Genomic DNA, 14,757 nt, shown 5'->3' on the forward strand with positions numbered 1-14,757 from the left:
CCTGAGTGCTACGCGACAATGCGACTGAAGTCGCGGCTACAACGACACGCAGTCCGCCTTCGCGGACTTCAACCGCACCCACCACCATCGACCTCGCTCCGCCGGCACGACCATCCGCCTCCACGCGCCCAAACCCGCAGCCACGTCATCCTGAGGCCGGCCAGACCGATGCTGCGACTGCGCCGTCGGTCGCAGGCCGAAGGATCTATAGCCGACCCCGCACGACCGCCCGTCTCCGCGCGCCTGAATCCGTGGACGCAACCACTTAGGACTCAGGACTCAGGACTTAGGACTTAGGACTATCCGTCATCCGATCAGCACCGTGCCCGTCGCGATGACCGTCCCTACCGGGAGATCCGAGGGGTCGTTGCAGGTCATCACCACGTCGCCGTTCCGGGCGGCGGGCTTGCCGTTGATCATCACCGTGGTGCTGCCCAGCTGGATGGTGCCCTTGTTCGCCGGCGGGTTCACGAAGGTGCCGCCCGACGGCACGTGCTGGGGGCTGTTGCTGGCGGTGCTTCCCTTCACCGCCGCAGGCTTCCCCATGATGTTCACGTCGCTGCTCAGCCCCCCGTCGATCTTCCCCATGAACGGGTGCGGCACCGGCACCGGCGGAGCCGTCCCCGGCGGCTGGATCAGGTGGATGTCCGTCGCCGACACCTGGTCTCCCTCCTTCGCGGCAGGCTGCCCCATCGCTTCTCCCAATTCCTCGAATTTCGTGTGCGACAATGCGAGTAAACTCGCGGCTACAACGACACGCAGTCCGCCTTCGCGGACTTCAACCGCGCCGCGAATGCATCATCACCCGCAACCCGCACTGATGGTGGCGTGCTACCTCTCCCGGGTACGGGAGAGGTGGCGAGCCTGAGCGAGCCGGAGAGGGCGCGATGCCGGGCCGCACTCAGCACTCAGCACTTCCCACTGGGCACTGGGCACTGGGCACTGGGCACTCCGTCAGTTGATGTTCACCGTCGCGCCCTTGAGATTCGCCTGGCCGCTGGCCTTCAGGTCCATCGAGCTTCCCGTCTCGAACTTCCCCGACGCCGACGCCTTGATCTCGACGTCCTGCGCCTTCAGCGTCAGCTTCCCCGAGCTGGCGTCGATCACCACGTCCTTCCCCGAGGTGATCGTGACGGTGTCGCCCGAGGTGTCGATCACGATCGAGTTCTTCCCGCCCTTGTCGATCACCTCGATCTTCTCCGACCCGTCCTTGTCGGTGAAGCGCACGATGTGCCCGCTGCGCGTCTTGATCAGGCGGATGTCGTTGTTCCCGTCGCTGTTCGTCTCCGGCGGCTTGTCCTTGCCGTTCCACAGCGCGCCCAGCACGAACGGCTGCCGCAGGTCGCCGTGGAGGAAGGCGACGAGCACCTCGTCCTCCACCTCGGGAAGGAACCAGATCCCCCGCTCGTTCCCCGCCATCGGACTGGCGACCGGCGCCCACGCGCTCTCGTCCTCGTCGGCCAGCCAGGGAAAGCGCAGCTTCACCCGCCCCAGCCCGTCGGGGTCCTTGTTGTCGGTCACCACCGCCGTCACCACACCGTAGATCCGCGCGGTGGCGTCGAGCAGCGAGGGCGAGTCGTGCTCGGCCCAAGGGAAGAAGGCGGTCACGCGGCGTTCCTCCGCACGGTGAAGTGGGTGCGGAAGCCGCCGGCGTCGCGCACGTGCTGGGTCGCCGTTACGTAGTACAGGCCGCTGAAGCGCTTCCCCAGCTCGGTCAGCTCGATCACCGTTCCCGCGCGGATCGCCGGGTTCCCCACCGCCGTCCCCTCGCCGGTGACGTAGGTGAGCGCGAGGCCTTCCAGGATCCCCTTCGCCATCTGCTCCGCCTCGGCCGCGCTCGCGATCGGCCGGTCGACCACGCGCACCTCGGCGTCGCCGAAGGCGCCCTGCGCGTCCTTGGCCCCCAGCGCGTTCCCCTGCATCAGGTTGGAGATGTCGCCCGCCGACGCGGTGCCCACCAGCGCCTCCTTGTTCTTCCGGTCCCATCCTCGCACCACCACCTTCTGCGCCTGGGGGACGGTGGTGAGGACGGGGAAGAAGCTCTCCAACTCCTTCCCCCACTCGAGGGAGACGACCTTGCCGCGGTCGTAGCGGCGCTTGCGGAAGAAGAGCTTGCGGTCGTCCACCTGCAGCTCGAACCCCACGGCGCGGGCGCGCATCAGCAGGAAGTCGATGTTGGTCTGGTTGTTCTGGAACAGGTACGGGTGCGTCTCGCCGCTGTCCTCCACCTCGGCCTGCAGCCCCAACTCGCCCGCGATCTGCTGCGCCACCGCGCTGTCCTTCACCTCCAGGAAGCTCCTCGTCTTCCGTCCCCGTCTCAGCCGATGGAGACGGTCGTAGCCGCGCACGGTGAAGAGCGACCTCCGCCCCGACCACACCGGCTCCAGCCCGGTGATCTCGCCCGCCATCAGCGGCTCCTGCTCGCCCAGCGGACCCATCTTGATCTCCACCTTGCCGCCCACGCGGAAGCGGTCGTCGTCGCTCCACTTGGGCTTGGTGCTGTCGAGGTCGGAGTTCGCGAGGGTGAGCGCGAACATCCCCGCCGCGTCCAGGCTTTCCTCCACGCGCAGCGCCACGAGCGACTCCGTCACCTCGTGCGGCAGCTCGGTGCCGTCCACGGAGATGGTGAGCTCGGGGGCCGACTCGTTGGCCTGGTCCTTCGCCATCCGCTACTCCAGGGCGGGGATGATGAGCTCGGTGCCGGGCACCAGCTCGCGCGGGTTGGCGATCCCGTTGGCATCGGCGATGGGGCGCCAGCGCGACGGGTCCTCGTACACGACGGCGGCGATGCTCCACAGCGTGTCGCCGCGCTTGACCGCGCGCGTACGGCGGCGGTCGGGCGAGTGCGTGGGGTTGCGCCGCTCCTGCTTCCCCGGGTCGTCGTACTCCTTGAGCGTGACGTCCACCGTGGCGCGCACCGGGGTGCCGTCCGCCAGGAACATGGTGTACTTCTGCGTCAGCGAGGTCACCACGCCCTTGAACGGGAGGTCGTACGCCTGGTCGGTCTTTCCCCACGACACCAGGCACACCGGCGGCCGGTGCAGGTTGCCGTCGAAGCGCGCCAGGTCGGCCACCTTCTTGGTGTGCTTGCGGACGTCCTTGTCGCTGTCGCCGGCCTCGTAGCTGTCGAAGAAGAGCGACAGCGTGAGCGTGCGCGACCCGCCGCCCTCGAACTGGACGCGCGGGTGGTCGCGGCGCTTGCCGCCCTGGTCGGTCCAGTTGACGGTCTTGGCCAGGGTGATGGTGTTGGGATTGAACATCCCGTGCTTCGCCTCGCCCCGGGCCTCGATCACCAGCTCGGACTGCTTGTTGTTGACGTCGGTGTACTTCTCGATGCGGATCACGCCCATGGCTGGATCCCCCTGCGCTCGCGCTCGATGCGCATCCGGTCGCGGATCAGGCGGTAGACCTCCTCGGCGATGGCCTCGGCGTTGGCGCCGGCCGTCTGCGGCGCGCCGGCCGGGTGCGCGCCCTGCGCGGCCGCGGTGGCCGCGGGCTGCCCGGCCTGCGCGGGCTCCGAGGCCGGCGCGCTCTCCTCCGCCGCCAGCATCGGCGCGGCGGGCGCGGCCAGCGGCGCGAAGGAGACGGCGACGGGCGCCCACGCGCGCGTCGACGACGCCTCCGGCCGCGGGGCGTGGACGCGGGCCTCGCTGGCGCGCGCCTCGGCCTCGAGCGCGGCGCGGCGCGTGGGCGTCACGTCGCCGTGGCGGAAGGGGCGGCCGGCCTGCTGGCGGACGTGCGCCAGCTCGTGCGCGAGGAGCGCCAGCCCGCCGTGCGTCTCCGGCGCGTAGCGGCCCGGCGCGAAGAACACGTCGCTGCCGACGGTGAACGCCGCCGCGCCCAGCCGCCGCGCCGCCCGCGCCGCCGCGTCGCCGGTGTGGATGCGCGCGGCGCCGGGGTCGAACCCGAGCAGCGCCCGCATCCCCTCGCGCAGCCGCGCGGGAAGCGCGAAGCCGATGGACGGGCCGACCTCGATCGGCGCCGGCGTCGTCTCCCGCTCGCCGACGACGCGGCCGACGTGGACGCGCGGCTGCTCGCGATCTCCCTCATCTCCCTGTTCTGGAGATTCGGAGGATGGGGATCGCGGCGCCTCGAAGCGGCCCAGCACGCGCTCCACCACGCGCCGCGTCTCCGCCTCGTCCACGCGGCGGGATTCGGGATGGAGGAGGACGGGACCGGGGAGGCCGGGGATGGTGATCCCCTCCGGCACGCGCATGCCCGGCCGCGCGGCCGCGGGATGCGGCTCCGTCACGCCCCGCGCGGCGATGCGCTCCGCCAGCGCGGCGGCCCGCGTCGCGGCGGACTCGGCCGGGCGGACGGCGCCGGGCGCGGCCACCCGCGCGGTGACGGGCATCGCCTGCGGTGCGGCGGGCGCGGTGGCGGCGGCGACGCGCTCGGCGGCTCGCACCGCGCGCATCATCACCGTCGCGGGCGCCAGCCAGCCGCTCGCGGGCACGCCCGCGGGCTGCATCGCCGGCGGACGCGCCGGCGCCGCGCGGACGACGCCGCCCTCGATCTCCGCCGCCGGAGCGCGCATCGCCCGCGTCGCCGGAGACGCAGGGAGCGCCACGACGGGCCCGGCGCGCACCACCTCGCGGACGATCTCGCGCACCGTCTCGGCGGCGGGCTGCACGGGCTCGCCGCGGACGGTCTCGCGGGCGGGGGATTCGGCGCGCGGCGGCGATGCGGCTGGCGGCGCGATCCCCCGATCTCCCTCGACTGCAGGGCGATGGAGATGCACGATCGGCGTCGGCGGCATCCCCGGCGCGGCCGGCTCCACGCGCGGCGGACGGACCGGCGCGGCCTCGCTGGCGGGGTGCAGCGGATGCGCCCCGGTGGCGGGATGGATCGGCGCCGCCTCGCTCGCCGGCAACACCGGCCGCGCCCCCGTCACCGGCGGCACCGAGACGACCCCTGACGCCGCGGCCGATCCCTCGCGCGCGAACGGCGCCGGCGCGGCCGCATCTCCCGGCGCGATCGTCCTCGCCCGGCGCGCGGGGGACGGCACGCTCTCCGCCGCGTCGCTGGGCGGCGGGAGCGGCCGCCCGCGCGCGCGCTCAGCCCGCGGCGATTCGGCATCTCCATCACCCGCACGCAAGGACGGCGATTCGGGGCGGAGATAGGTCATCGTGGGCGCGCCCGGCGACGTCGCCCGTCCCGCCGCCGCGATCACATCCCCCTGCTCCGCGACGCGGACCGTGGGCGGCAGCGCGGCGCCGGAGACGACGTCGCGGCGCGGGACGAGGGGCGTCTCCGTCACCGGCGCGGGCTCGCCGCGGCGCTTCGCCTCGATGCGGCGCATGATCGCCGCGGGATCGAACTCGCCGCCGCGCGCCGCCGCGGGGATGCCGGATGCCGCGCCGGGATGGTCGAAGCGCACCGGCGGCGCGGCGCCCGGACGCGGCGCATCGGCCGGCGCCGCGCGCGACGCCACCTCCCGCGCGAACGCCATCGCCCGCGCGGCCACGACCGACGGATCGCCGCGCCTCACCGGCGCGGTGGCGGGGAGTCGCCCCAGCACGCCCGCGGGCGCCAGCCACCGCGCGACCGCCGCCGCCACGCGCCCCACCAGCCGCGGCGAGAGCGCGAGATCTCCCATCTCCCCCACCTCGCGCGCCGGGCGGGCGAGGTACGACATCCCCGCGCGCGTCCACGAGCCGGGGCGCGTCCCGCCGAGCAACACCGGGTGCGCGACCCGCCCGGCGACGCGCGACAGGAAGGCCTCGCGGCGCGCCAGCAGGCGGCCGGAGAGCGGCGCCGGGCGCACGGGCCGCCGCGACAGGACGCCGATGCGCCTCACGCGCCGCCTCCCGAGGCCGGGCCGCTGCTGCTGACGAAGCCGTTGTGCACCAGCTCGAGCGTTTCCAGCGCCACGGCGCTCCCGTCGGCCTTGAGGTCCGGGCCCACCCACTTCACCGGGAAGGCGTCGCGGAAGTCCCAGCGCCAGACCTCGTCGTCGAACGTCTCGTCCCACAGGATCAGCGACACGGGCTTGCGCTCGACGGTGCCGCCGGCCACGTCGCGGTGCCACTGCCACAGCGTGTCGTCGTCGATCAGCCCGCGCTTGAGCACCAGCGTGCCGTACTTGCTGCCCTTGGGCAGGCGGTGGCGGAAGTCGTTCACGCCGCCCTCCGAATACTCCTCGACCTCCGTCTCCACCATGATTCCCGAGGCTTCCGAGAAGCTGGCGACGATCGAGCTGTCGATCTCGACCAGGAACTTGCAGGAGACGTACGGAAACGGGATCTCGTCCGACATCTCACCTCGATCCGCTCTGTTCGCCCAGCTTCCGGTTGATGCGCGAAACCTCCGCTACCCACCTGCGACGCTCCTGGTGCTCCAGCCCGAGGATCTGCTCGTACGGCCAGTGGAGGTAGTAGGCCATGAAGCTCATCTCTTCGTAGAGCGCGTCGAGGGGGTAGCTCACGACCCCCCCGCGCCGTCGAGCTCCACCTCGAAGTCGTGCTCGCAGCGCGGGCAGCGCACGGCCACCCGCTGCTCGCCGGTGCCGTTCACGCGGTTGTACATCTCCTGGAGGAATGCCAGGTCCGACGCGAACAGCCCCTCGACCACGCGCGGGTTGACGTCGGCCACGCTCCCCAGCCGCGTGACCACGCGGCTGAGGAGGATGACCACCAGGTACGACGGGTTGGACTGCACCCGCGGGTCCTTGAGCGGCAGGATCTCGTCGGCCGCGGTGGCCAGGCGCATGACGCCCTCGCGGTGCAGGTTGCCGTCGGCGTCCACGTAGCCGCGCGGCAGCGTGAACGCGTACTCGGTCTGCAGCACGCCGCTCATACCTGCGTGATCCCTTCATGCACCAGGGTGAGGGTCATGATCCCGCGGTCGTTCCCCTTCGCGTTGAAGTCCAGCGGGTCCATCTTGCTGGGCCAGCAGCGCACGCACTGCCAGCGGACCTTCTCGTTCCCCTCGTCGTCGAGCACCAGGATCGACACGTTCTTGCGCTCGATCTTCCCGTCGATCACGCGCTGCCTCCAGTCCCACAGCTCGCGCGAGTCGGTGAGCCCCCACTTGAGGGTGATGTCGCCGTACTTGGTGAGGCCGGGCCCCTTGCGCGGGGTGGTCACCTCGTCGCCCTCGCGGTACTCGATCACGTCGGAGGTGGAGTCGAACCCCGTGACCTCCGAGAAGCCCCCCTGGGTGATCCCGTCGACCTCCACCTTGAAGAGGAAGTTGCGGTACGGGTCCCGGTCGTCGTGCCGAAGCGGCATGGATGGATCTCCTCGATTTCAGTTCGTTTCGTTGGATGCACCTGCTCTGGGAGTGCCCAGTGCCAAGTGCCCAGTGCCCAGTAGACCCGGGGCGGGCGCCCTGACGATCCCGCGCCCCGCACCCGGACGGCCTGTTCCGTATCCTGGGCACTGGGCACTGGGCACTGGGCACTGCCGTTTACTCCGCCACCTCGCTCCCGCCCACCTTCTGGCCGATGCGGAAGATCACGAACTCCGCCGGCTTCACCGGGGCCACGCCGATCAGGATGATCACGCGGCCGTTGTCGATGTCGTCCTGCGTCATGGTCTCGCCCAGCCCCACGCGGACGAAGAAGGCCTCGGCGGCGGTGGCGCCCTGCAGCGCGCCCGACCGCCACGTGGTCGTGAGGAAGCTCGTGAGCGACGCCTTCAGGCGGTTCCAAAGCGGGCGGTCGTTCGGCTCGAACACCGCGTACTGCGTCGACACGTCGATGGAGTGCTCGAGGTAGATGAACAGCCGGCGCACGTTCACGTACCGCCACAGCGCGTCGCTGCTGATGGTCCGCGCGCCCCACACGCGGATCCCCCGGCCGGGGAAGGCGCGGATGGCGTTGATGCCGCGGGGATTGAGGATGTCCTGCATCCCCGTGTTCACCGTGGCCTCCAGGTCGCCCACCTGCCGCACCACCTGGTTGGCCGGCGCCTTGTGCACCCCCACCTCCTGGTCGGTGCGCGCGTAGATCCCCGCCACGTGCCCGCTGGGCGGCGCGAACACCGGCCCGTTGCGCAGCGGGTCGTAGATCTGGATCCACGGGTAGTACAGCGCCGCGTACTTGCTGTCGTACAGGCTGCGCTGCTCCTGCACCCCGTCCAGGTCCGCGCCCTTGCGGCTGTCGAGCACGGCGAAGCGGTAGCGCGCCCGCTCGCAGTGCGCGATCAGCGCCTGCTGCACGACGGGATCGGTGCGGCCGGGGACGGCGACGATGGAGATGTCGCTCACGTTCCCCAGCGCGTACAGGCCGGTGCGGCGGTCGGCGTCGTCGCTGTCGCGGCCGGCGTAGGCGGCCGGCGTCAGCCCGTTCACCCCGTCGCTGCCGCCGCCCAGGAACCACTCGCGGGTGGGGAGCGGGAGCTTCTCCGCCCCCGCCGCGCGGCGGTCGCTGTCCAGGTCGGTGACGTGGACCAGCTTGGACGAGCGGTTGATGATCTCCACGAAGTAGCGCGAGTGCCGCTCGTCGGTGCTCAGGTTGTCGAACACCTCCGTGGCGCCGCCGTACTCGAAGGTGATGCGGAACTCCTCGCTCTCCACCGTTCCCCCGCTCGCCAGCGTGGCGGGAACGCGGCCGTCGAGGTAGACGCGGTTCCCTTCGACCAGGCGGGCGACGGCGTAGCGGTTGCCGGGGAGACGGAGGACGGTGCCCGCCTCGATCCCGTTCGCGGTGCGGAGCTGGATGAAGGGCGCGTCGGCGGCGGCGCCGCCGTCGAGCACGGTGCGCAGCACCGACGACGCGCTCACCGTCACCCGCACCTGGTTCCCCCAGCTCCCCGGCTCGGGCCAGAGATCCGGGTTCGGCCGCGCCGGGCCCGCGTCGATGCGGATGCGCGGCTCCAGCCGGCGCACCAGCGTGCCCTCGGGGTGGGGATAGCGGAGCCCGCGGGTGATGAAGATCACGCCCGTGGGATCGCCGTTCTCGTCCTCCTCGACCGAGGCGATCACCCCGTACTCGGTCTGCTCGCCGTCGAACAGCTCGATCACGTCCTCGGGCGCCAGCTCCTCGGGCTCGGCCACGGTGAGGTCGAAGGCGCCGCTCTCGGCGCGCGCGGCCAGCGAGGTGGTGGAGCCGGGGGTGTCGAGCACGCGCACCGGCGTGTCTTCCACGTGCGGGTAGAGGAGCGGGTTGCGCAGCGTGGCCACCTTCGACGCCAGCGGGCCCACCACCTCCACGAACTCCGAGCGCGGACCGTCGTCGATCAGCAGCACCGCGTCGTCGCCGATGCCGGCGTCGTCCGACAGCGTCACCTGCGACGAGGCGGCGAGCACGGCCACCGGGTCGCCCGGCGTGACGGTCACCTGCAGCACCTCGTTCCCCGACGCGTGCGCGAAGGCCAGCGGGTCGGCGATGGTGAACTCGCCCGCCGCCACGGTGCCGGTGATCAGCACCAGGTCCGACTGCGTCTGCTCCTGCGAGCCGTCGCCGGTGACCTGCAGCCAGTCGCCGGCCTTCACCGCGCCCACGCCGGCGCCCGAGAGCTTGATGCTGGTGGCGTCCTTCGCCGCGGCGCCGTTCAGCGTCAGCGTGGCCGCACCGGGGACGGTCGTGGCGCGCAGTCCCTCGCCGGCGCCGTGCGAGCGGCGGAGCGGGGTCTGGGTGGCCACGTTGCCGGGGCTGTTGCTTCCCGCGCCGGTGCCCACGCGCACCACCTCGGCGGCGTCGCCCTCGCCCAGCATGTACCAGTTGTTGTTGGTCAGCCCGCTGCGCTGGGCCACGAACAGCTGGCTGGCGCCGGCGGCGTTGGCGGTGGAGCGGTCGAGCGCGCGTGCGGCGCCGGCCACCTCGGTGACGCCCGTCCCCGCGCGGTGCTCGCGGGCCAGCGCCGGCTCGACCTGCACCTTCGTCCCGAAGCCGGTGACGACGACGTACTCGGCCTCGCTCCCCTCGCCGATCACCAGCCCCGAGCCGGTGGCCAGCCCCACCCAGTGGGCCAGGTCCAGCTCCTTCGCCCCCGCCTCGGCCTTGGAGGCCAGGAAGCGGCGCGCCTGCCCCCGCTCGGGGAGGAAGGAGTAGGCGGTGTGCGCGAACACCGCGGGATCGACGTCGTCGACGCCGGGAAGGTTGGCCACGCGCACCACGTAGGCGCGCGACCCGCCGTTCTGGAAGAAGCCCTCCACCGAGTACGGCAGCCAGCGGCGGTCGCCCAGGTCCTGGCCGTCCAGGCGCTCGCCCAGGTAGCCGCCGAAGATCCGCTGGTACTCACCCACGTTGGTCACCAGGACGGGCTTGTTGACGGGGCCGCGCACGGCGGCGCCCACGAAGCCGGTGGTGCTGGTGCTGACCCCCTCGATCGGCCTGGGGCCGAGCTCCACCTCCTCGACGTATACGCCTGGCGCGAGATACTCCGGCATGGCCGCCACCTCCCGTGTGTGTTGTCGGTTCGCCTGCGTTGGCCCTTCGTAGACTCCGTCCCGTCATCCCTCGTGCAGCCGTGGCTGGCCTGCAACCGCAATTGATTTCGCACTTCCGAACTTCCGCGCGGCCCTTGGAGACCCTCCCCCCGCGGCTGGGGCCGCGTACCCCCTCCCGATAACGGGAGGGGGTAACTTCGAGCGTGTGGCGCGGCCGTTTTCGCGTTCCTCGCCTCACGTGCGACGCAATCGTGGCGGCCAGCCCCGCTCTCCGCGCTACCTCCTCCGCGGCACTGAGTTCTCCCCTCCCCTGCGGAGCGGGGGAGGGGCCGGGGGAGGGGGCCGCCCGCGGCCGCGCAGATCCGCGCCACCCGCGCCGATGTTCTCACCCCTGCCTCTCCCGGTACGGGAGAGGAGGCGAGCCCGGGCGAGCCGGAGAGGGTGCGATCCGGAGGCCCACTCAGCACTCAGCACTCCCGTCCCTCACCCCGTCCCCACCACCAGCGTGTACTCGTCCACGCCCGCCGCGGGCACCGCGACCACCCGCGTGATGTCCCCGAACCCCGCGGCGGAGACTGCGAGGGTGTAGCTCCCCGGCGGCAGGTTGCTGAAGACGTAGCGCCCGTCCGCCGCGGTGCTCATCGCGCGGTTCAGCTCCTGGATCACCACGCGGGCGCCCTCCACCGGCGGCGCGCCGGGCGCATCGGAGACGACGCGGCCCTCCAGGCGGTACATCGTCTCGCCGGCCACTGGCATCACCTCGTTCGTGGCCGCCTCCACGCGCATCCACGCGCTGCCCGCCGCGCGCACCGGCGCCCCCGCCACGATCGCCGCCGCCTCTTCGCCCTCGACGAAGATCTCCGCCGCACCCTGCGCCGCCTCGGCGATCAGCCGGCCGGCAACGCCCTGCTCGCTGATCACCCGCAGCGCCGCGTCCGCCGCGTGGTTCCCCGCCGGCGGCGGCACCGCGGGCACCTCGACGGACGGCGAGGCGGGGATCGGCCCGATCGCCAGCACCTCCGCGGCGGCGCCCGCGTCCAGCAGCACCGGCGTCCCCTCCGCCAGCGTCCCGTCGTCCAGCGCGGCGCGCGAGTCGAGCGTCAGCGTCGCCGTCCCCGCGTTCGCCGGATCGCGGAGCGTGGTCTCCACGGCGCCGGGGGTGGCGCGGCGCACCAGCGTCCCCGCGGGATGCGGCCAGCGCAGGGGCCGCTCGCTCGGCACCGCCGCCGCGCCCGCGGCGTGCGCCGCGGTGAGGACCAGCTCGCTGCGGTCGCCGTCCTCCAGCAGCAGCCACTCCCCGTCGCCCACGCCGTCGCCGCTCTCCAGCGCGATCTCCATCGCCCCGAACGCGGACGCCGCCGCCAGCCGCGTCAGCGCGGGGGTGAGCGTCATCCCCTTCACCTCGCGCCCGGCGGGGTGGGCCCAGCGGAGCGGCGGCGCCATCCGCAGCATCATCTCCCCCGCCCCGGGCGCCGTGGGGAGGCGGAAGAAGTCGCTCTCCGCGCCGCCGTCCAGCATGTACCAGCTGTTCGCGGCCAGCGTCATCGCCTCGGCGACGGTGATCACGCCCGGGTCGTTGAACACCGGCGCACCCAGCCGCGCCGCCGCCGCGGCCGCCACCCGCCCGATCCGCAGCTGCGTCCCCGCCGGGAGCGGCTCCGGCAGCGGCGGGCGGACGCGGACGCGCACCACCGGCCGCAGCTCGCCGCCCACCCCCATCCGCCGCGACACCACCGGGGCCGTCACCACCGGCGGCTCGGGCTCGGCGGCGGGCTCCACCCCCATCGTCACCACCAGGTGCAGCGCGGGGCGCACGCGGTTGCCGATCGCCGACCACAGCTCCCACGGGTTGCGCGCGTTGTCCGGCTGCGCGACCAGCGAGGGGAGAGGCGGCGCCTGGCCGGCCAGCGCGCCCTGCATCACCTCGGCGGGGAGCGTGGGATACCGCAGCAGCGTCCGCAGCAGCTGGCCGAGGAGCCGGTGCTCGTCGAACGGGTCGGGCGGCGTGGCGCTGCTCCACGCGGTCACGGCGTAGAACAGGTCCATGCGCACCTTCGGCCGCTTGCGGACGAAGGTCCCGTCCGGCCGCCGCTCCTCGCGCCACTCGGTGTCGCGCAGGCCGTGGTTCTCGCGCACGTCGTACAGGTACAGGTTCACCGTGCGCCGGCCCGCGGAGAGGCGCTTCATCCAGTCCGTCGTCGGAGCCTCGAAGCTCACGTCGAACTGGTCGGCGGGAAGCGGAACGCGCGTGCGCAGCAGCCGCTCCAGCGAGCGGTCCAGGTCGTCGATCATGCCTCGGCCGGCGGCTCCCCGTCGCGCGGGACGGCGAACAGGCGCTCCAGCTCCGGGCTCGGCACCATCGCCTCGAAGTCCGCCCAGATGCGCGCGTCGCCCCGGCAGTCGTACGCGCGGCAGGGGTAGGGGCGATGGGCATAGACGCCGCACCGGCATCCCCCTTCTCCCTCCCGCTCCAGGTGCGTGCAGTAGCCGTCGGGGGCGCGGCGGATCATGTACGGGCGGCCGAACTCCCACTTCAGCACCCCCTCCTCCACGTCCTGCCGGCTGAGGGCGAAGGCCAGGCGGCAGCACGCCGCGCGGCACACGTGCAGCCGCGACGCGCAGTCGATCGCCGGCCCCGCGCCGAAGGCGTACTTGTCGGCCTCGGCCTCCTGCCGCATCACCCCCATCCCGCTGTCGCGGTAGCGCGCCTCCAGCCGCTCGGCCACGATCTTCTTGCGCTCGTCCAGCTCGGCGATGGTGATCACCCCGCGCTCGGCCAGCAGCTCGATCAGCGCGTAGGAGAAGGCCGCCGTCTCCAGCGTGCGGCTGGTGTTCGCATTCGCCCTGTAGTGCGCGTACAGCATCCCCTCGGCGACCTCCGCCCGCAGCGCCTCCACCTCCTCGGCCGGGGGAGAAGGAAGGACGGGGAGATGGATGACGCGCTTCGCCGACGCGTCCGCGGATTCAGGATGGGAGCGGGCGATCATCGGACGGAGCCGGGGTGGGGAGGGGCGCCGGCGGCGTCGACCGCGCGCGCGGCCTCCTGGGCGCGGCGCAGCAGCGCGTCGATGATCGCGCGGTTGCGGATCACCATCTGCGGGCCCTTCAGGCGGTACTCGGGGGCGATGATGGCGTCGTACTGCCCCAGCGAGCGTCCCGTCTTCTGCAGCCAGAGCGAGAAGAGCGAGAAGTAATGCTCGTGCCCGCCCGCGTAGCGCTCGGCCAGCGCGGGGCCGATCGTCTTCACGAGGCGGTCGTTGTAGAGGAAATCCTCCCAGCTCCGCTTGGCGGGCCCGTCGTTGTAGATGTCGAGCACGCGCCCCAGGTCGCGCTCGGTGAGCTCCGTGGCCAGCACGACGCCCGGGCTGCCGGGCGCGGTCCGCTCGTCCACCCGGCGCTCCTCGGCGTAGATGGCCCCGATGCGCGGGCTGGGGGAGACGTACAGCCCCGGCCCCAGGTCGTGCTTCAGCCCGGGAACGCCGCCGCTGACCTGCCAGGTGGTGCCGCGGTAGATGATGACGGTGCGCTCCGCCTGCCCCGGCGTGGGGGGCGGCGGCGCGCCGGGCGCGGCCTCGGCGGCCAGCCCGGCCTCGGTGAGGATGCGGCGCGCCGTGGTCTCCGCCGCGCTCGGCGCGGGAAGGTCGCTCCCCGGCCGGCGGGCCTCGAAGCGCCGCGCCTCGGCGTCGCCGAAGAAGGTGCGCAGCACGGCGGCCACGCGGCTGCGCTCCGGCTCGCCCGCGGTGATGCCCAGCTTCTGCGTGCCGCGCGCGATCAGCACCGCGCCGCCGCCGGTGGCGAACACCTCGTAGGTCTGCCCGCCCGCGTCCACCTGCTGCGCGCCGGGGAGGGGGAGCTCGGCGTAGGGGTTGAGCCGCGCGTGCACGACCCAGGTGCGCCCGGAGCGCACCAGCCGCAGCTCGGTGAAGCCGTGGCGCTCGCGGATGGCGTCGAGCTCGGCCTGCAGCTCGCGCGCGCTGAGCCGCGAGGCGGTGTGGCGCGCGGCCAGGGCGCGGGCCTCGGCCATCCCCGCGTCGAAGCGGCGCTGCGTCTCGCTCGCCTGCGCGGGCGTCTGCCCCGACGGCGCCGCCGGGCGCGGCGGCGCGGGGCGCGGCTGCACGGGCGTGGGCGCGGAGGGCGCGGCGGCGGAGGGCGGAGCCGGCGCGCGCGGGGCAGGCCGCGGTGGAGCGGGAGACGGAGTCGCCGCGGACGGCGGGGCGGGCGCGCGCGGCGTCGCGGGCGCCGGAGCGGGACGAGGCGCGGCCGCGGGCGTCGCGGGCGCGGACGCCGCCCTCGGCGCCGCGGGCGCGGGAGACGGCGTCGCGGCGGCGGGAGGCGTCGGCGTGGGTCGCGCCGGGACTGCGGGAGCGGGGGATGCGCCGCCGGGCGCGGGCGTCGCCGCCGGCGCGGCGGCACGCGGCGGGG

General features: G+C 73.4%; 14 protein-coding genes. 1 reads left to right on the forward strand and 13 read right to left on the reverse strand.

What is annotated here, in order from left to right; genetic code table 11:
* Window positions 1-306: 306 nt before the first annotated feature.
* From VF092_00425 to VF092_00485, 13 genes are all read right to left on the reverse strand, one after another.
* The gene (locus VF092_00425) at window positions 307-693 is read right to left on the reverse strand and encodes a PAAR domain-containing protein (protein HEX6745746.1); all 387 of its coding nucleotides are present in this window, start codon (window positions 691-693) and stop codon (window positions 307-309) included.
* A 261-nt stretch (window positions 694-954) separates the two neighbouring features.
* Window positions 955-1,608: a phage baseplate assembly protein V gene (locus VF092_00430; protein ID HEX6745747.1), complete on the reverse strand. Its 654-nt coding sequence runs from the start codon at window positions 1,606-1,608 to the stop codon at window positions 955-957.
* Entirely contained in the window at window positions 1,605-2,666 is a 1,062-nt protein-coding gene (locus VF092_00435; protein HEX6745748.1) for a hypothetical protein, read from the reverse strand. Before VF092_00435 ends, VF092_00430 begins: the two co-directional genes overlap by 4 nt.
* A 3-nt stretch (window positions 2,667-2,669) precedes the next feature.
* Complete coding sequence (locus VF092_00440) at window positions 2,670-3,350, reverse strand: LysM peptidoglycan-binding domain-containing protein (GenBank protein ID HEX6745749.1); 681 nt, start codon at window positions 3,348-3,350, stop codon at window positions 2,670-2,672.
* On the reverse strand, window positions 3,341-5,800 hold the full coding sequence (locus tag VF092_00445; protein HEX6745750.1) for a DUF4157 domain-containing protein: 2,460 nt from the start codon (window positions 5,798-5,800) through the stop codon (window positions 3,341-3,343). The genes VF092_00440 and VF092_00445 overlap by 10 nt, the downstream gene beginning before the upstream one ends.
* Complete coding sequence (locus tag VF092_00450; GenBank protein HEX6745751.1) at window positions 5,797-6,258, reverse strand: phage tail protein; 462 nt, start codon at window positions 6,256-6,258, stop codon at window positions 5,797-5,799. The genes VF092_00445 and VF092_00450 overlap by 4 nt, the downstream gene beginning before the upstream one ends.
* A 1-nt stretch (window position 6,259) precedes the next feature.
* Entirely contained in the window at window positions 6,260-6,427 is a 168-nt protein-coding gene (locus tag VF092_00455) for a DUF6760 family protein (protein ID HEX6745752.1), read from the reverse strand.
* Window positions 6,424-6,798, reverse strand: coding sequence for a hypothetical protein (locus tag VF092_00460; protein HEX6745753.1), 375 nt, complete (start codon window positions 6,796-6,798; stop codon window positions 6,424-6,426). Before VF092_00460 ends, VF092_00455 begins: the two co-directional genes overlap by 4 nt.
* Entirely contained in the window at window positions 6,795-7,232 is a 438-nt protein-coding gene (locus VF092_00465; GenBank protein ID HEX6745754.1) for a phage tail protein, read from the reverse strand. Before VF092_00465 ends, VF092_00460 begins: the two co-directional genes overlap by 4 nt.
* A 178-nt stretch (window positions 7,233-7,410) precedes the next feature.
* Window positions 7,411-10,335, reverse strand: a complete 2,925-nt coding sequence (locus VF092_00470) for a phage tail sheath subtilisin-like domain-containing protein (GenBank protein HEX6745755.1) — start codon at window positions 10,333-10,335, stop codon at window positions 7,411-7,413.
* Between the two features lie 483 nt (window positions 10,336-10,818).
* A complete protein-coding gene (locus VF092_00475) occupies window positions 10,819-12,627 on the reverse strand; it encodes a Pvc16 family protein (protein ID HEX6745756.1) in 1,809 nt (602 codons plus the stop codon).
* Window positions 12,624-13,322 (reverse strand): YkgJ family cysteine cluster protein, encoded by a 699-nt coding sequence (locus tag VF092_00480; GenBank protein HEX6745757.1) that lies wholly within the window; start codon window positions 13,320-13,322, stop codon window positions 12,624-12,626. Before VF092_00480 ends, VF092_00475 begins: the two co-directional genes overlap by 4 nt.
* Complete coding sequence (locus VF092_00485; GenBank protein ID HEX6745758.1) at window positions 13,319-14,452, reverse strand: hypothetical protein; 1,134 nt, start codon at window positions 14,450-14,452, stop codon at window positions 13,319-13,321. Before VF092_00485 ends, VF092_00480 begins: the two co-directional genes overlap by 4 nt.
* A 62-nt stretch (window positions 14,453-14,514) precedes the next feature.
* On the opposite strand from VF092_00485, the gene VF092_00490 reads away from it, so the two are divergent.
* Window positions 14,515-14,757 (forward strand): hypothetical protein (locus VF092_00490; GenBank protein HEX6745759.1); only part of this gene is annotated, 243 nt, incomplete at its 3' end.

Source organism: Longimicrobium sp. (assembly GCA_036377595.1).
Taxonomy (GTDB): Bacteria; Gemmatimonadota; Gemmatimonadetes; order Longimicrobiales; family Longimicrobiaceae; genus Longimicrobium.

What these genes read in the sequence shown, in the direction of transcription:
- VF092_00460 (HEX6745753.1), bottom strand. Translation starts at nt 6,798, where the DNA reads ATGAGCGGCGTGCTGCAGACCGAGTACGCGTTCACGCTGCCGCGCGGC.
- VF092_00465 (HEX6745754.1), bottom strand. Translation starts at nt 7,232, where the DNA reads ATGCCGCTTCGGCACGACGACCGGGACCCGTACCGCAACTTCCTCTTC.
- VF092_00450 (HEX6745751.1), bottom strand. Translation starts at nt 6,258, where the DNA reads ATGTCGGACGAGATCCCGTTTCCGTACGTCTCCTGCAAGTTCCTGGTC.
- VF092_00425 (HEX6745746.1), bottom strand. Translation starts at nt 693, where the DNA reads ATGGGGCAGCCTGCCGCGAAGGAGGGAGACCAGGTGTCGGCGACGGAC.
- VF092_00470 (HEX6745755.1), bottom strand. Translation starts at nt 10,335, where the DNA reads ATGCCGGAGTATCTCGCGCCAGGCGTATACGTCGAGGAGGTGGAGCTC.
- VF092_00435 (HEX6745748.1), bottom strand. Translation starts at nt 2,666, where the DNA reads ATGGCGAAGGACCAGGCCAACGAGTCGGCCCCCGAGCTCACCATCTCC.
- VF092_00480 (HEX6745757.1), bottom strand. Translation starts at nt 13,322, where the DNA reads ATGATCGCCCGCTCCCATCCTGAATCCGCGGACGCGTCGGCGAAGCGC.
- VF092_00440 (HEX6745749.1), bottom strand. Translation starts at nt 3,350, where the DNA reads ATGGGCGTGATCCGCATCGAGAAGTACACCGACGTCAACAACAAGCAG.
- VF092_00475 (HEX6745756.1), bottom strand. Translation starts at nt 12,627, where the DNA reads ATGATCGACGACCTGGACCGCTCGCTGGAGCGGCTGCTGCGCACGCGC.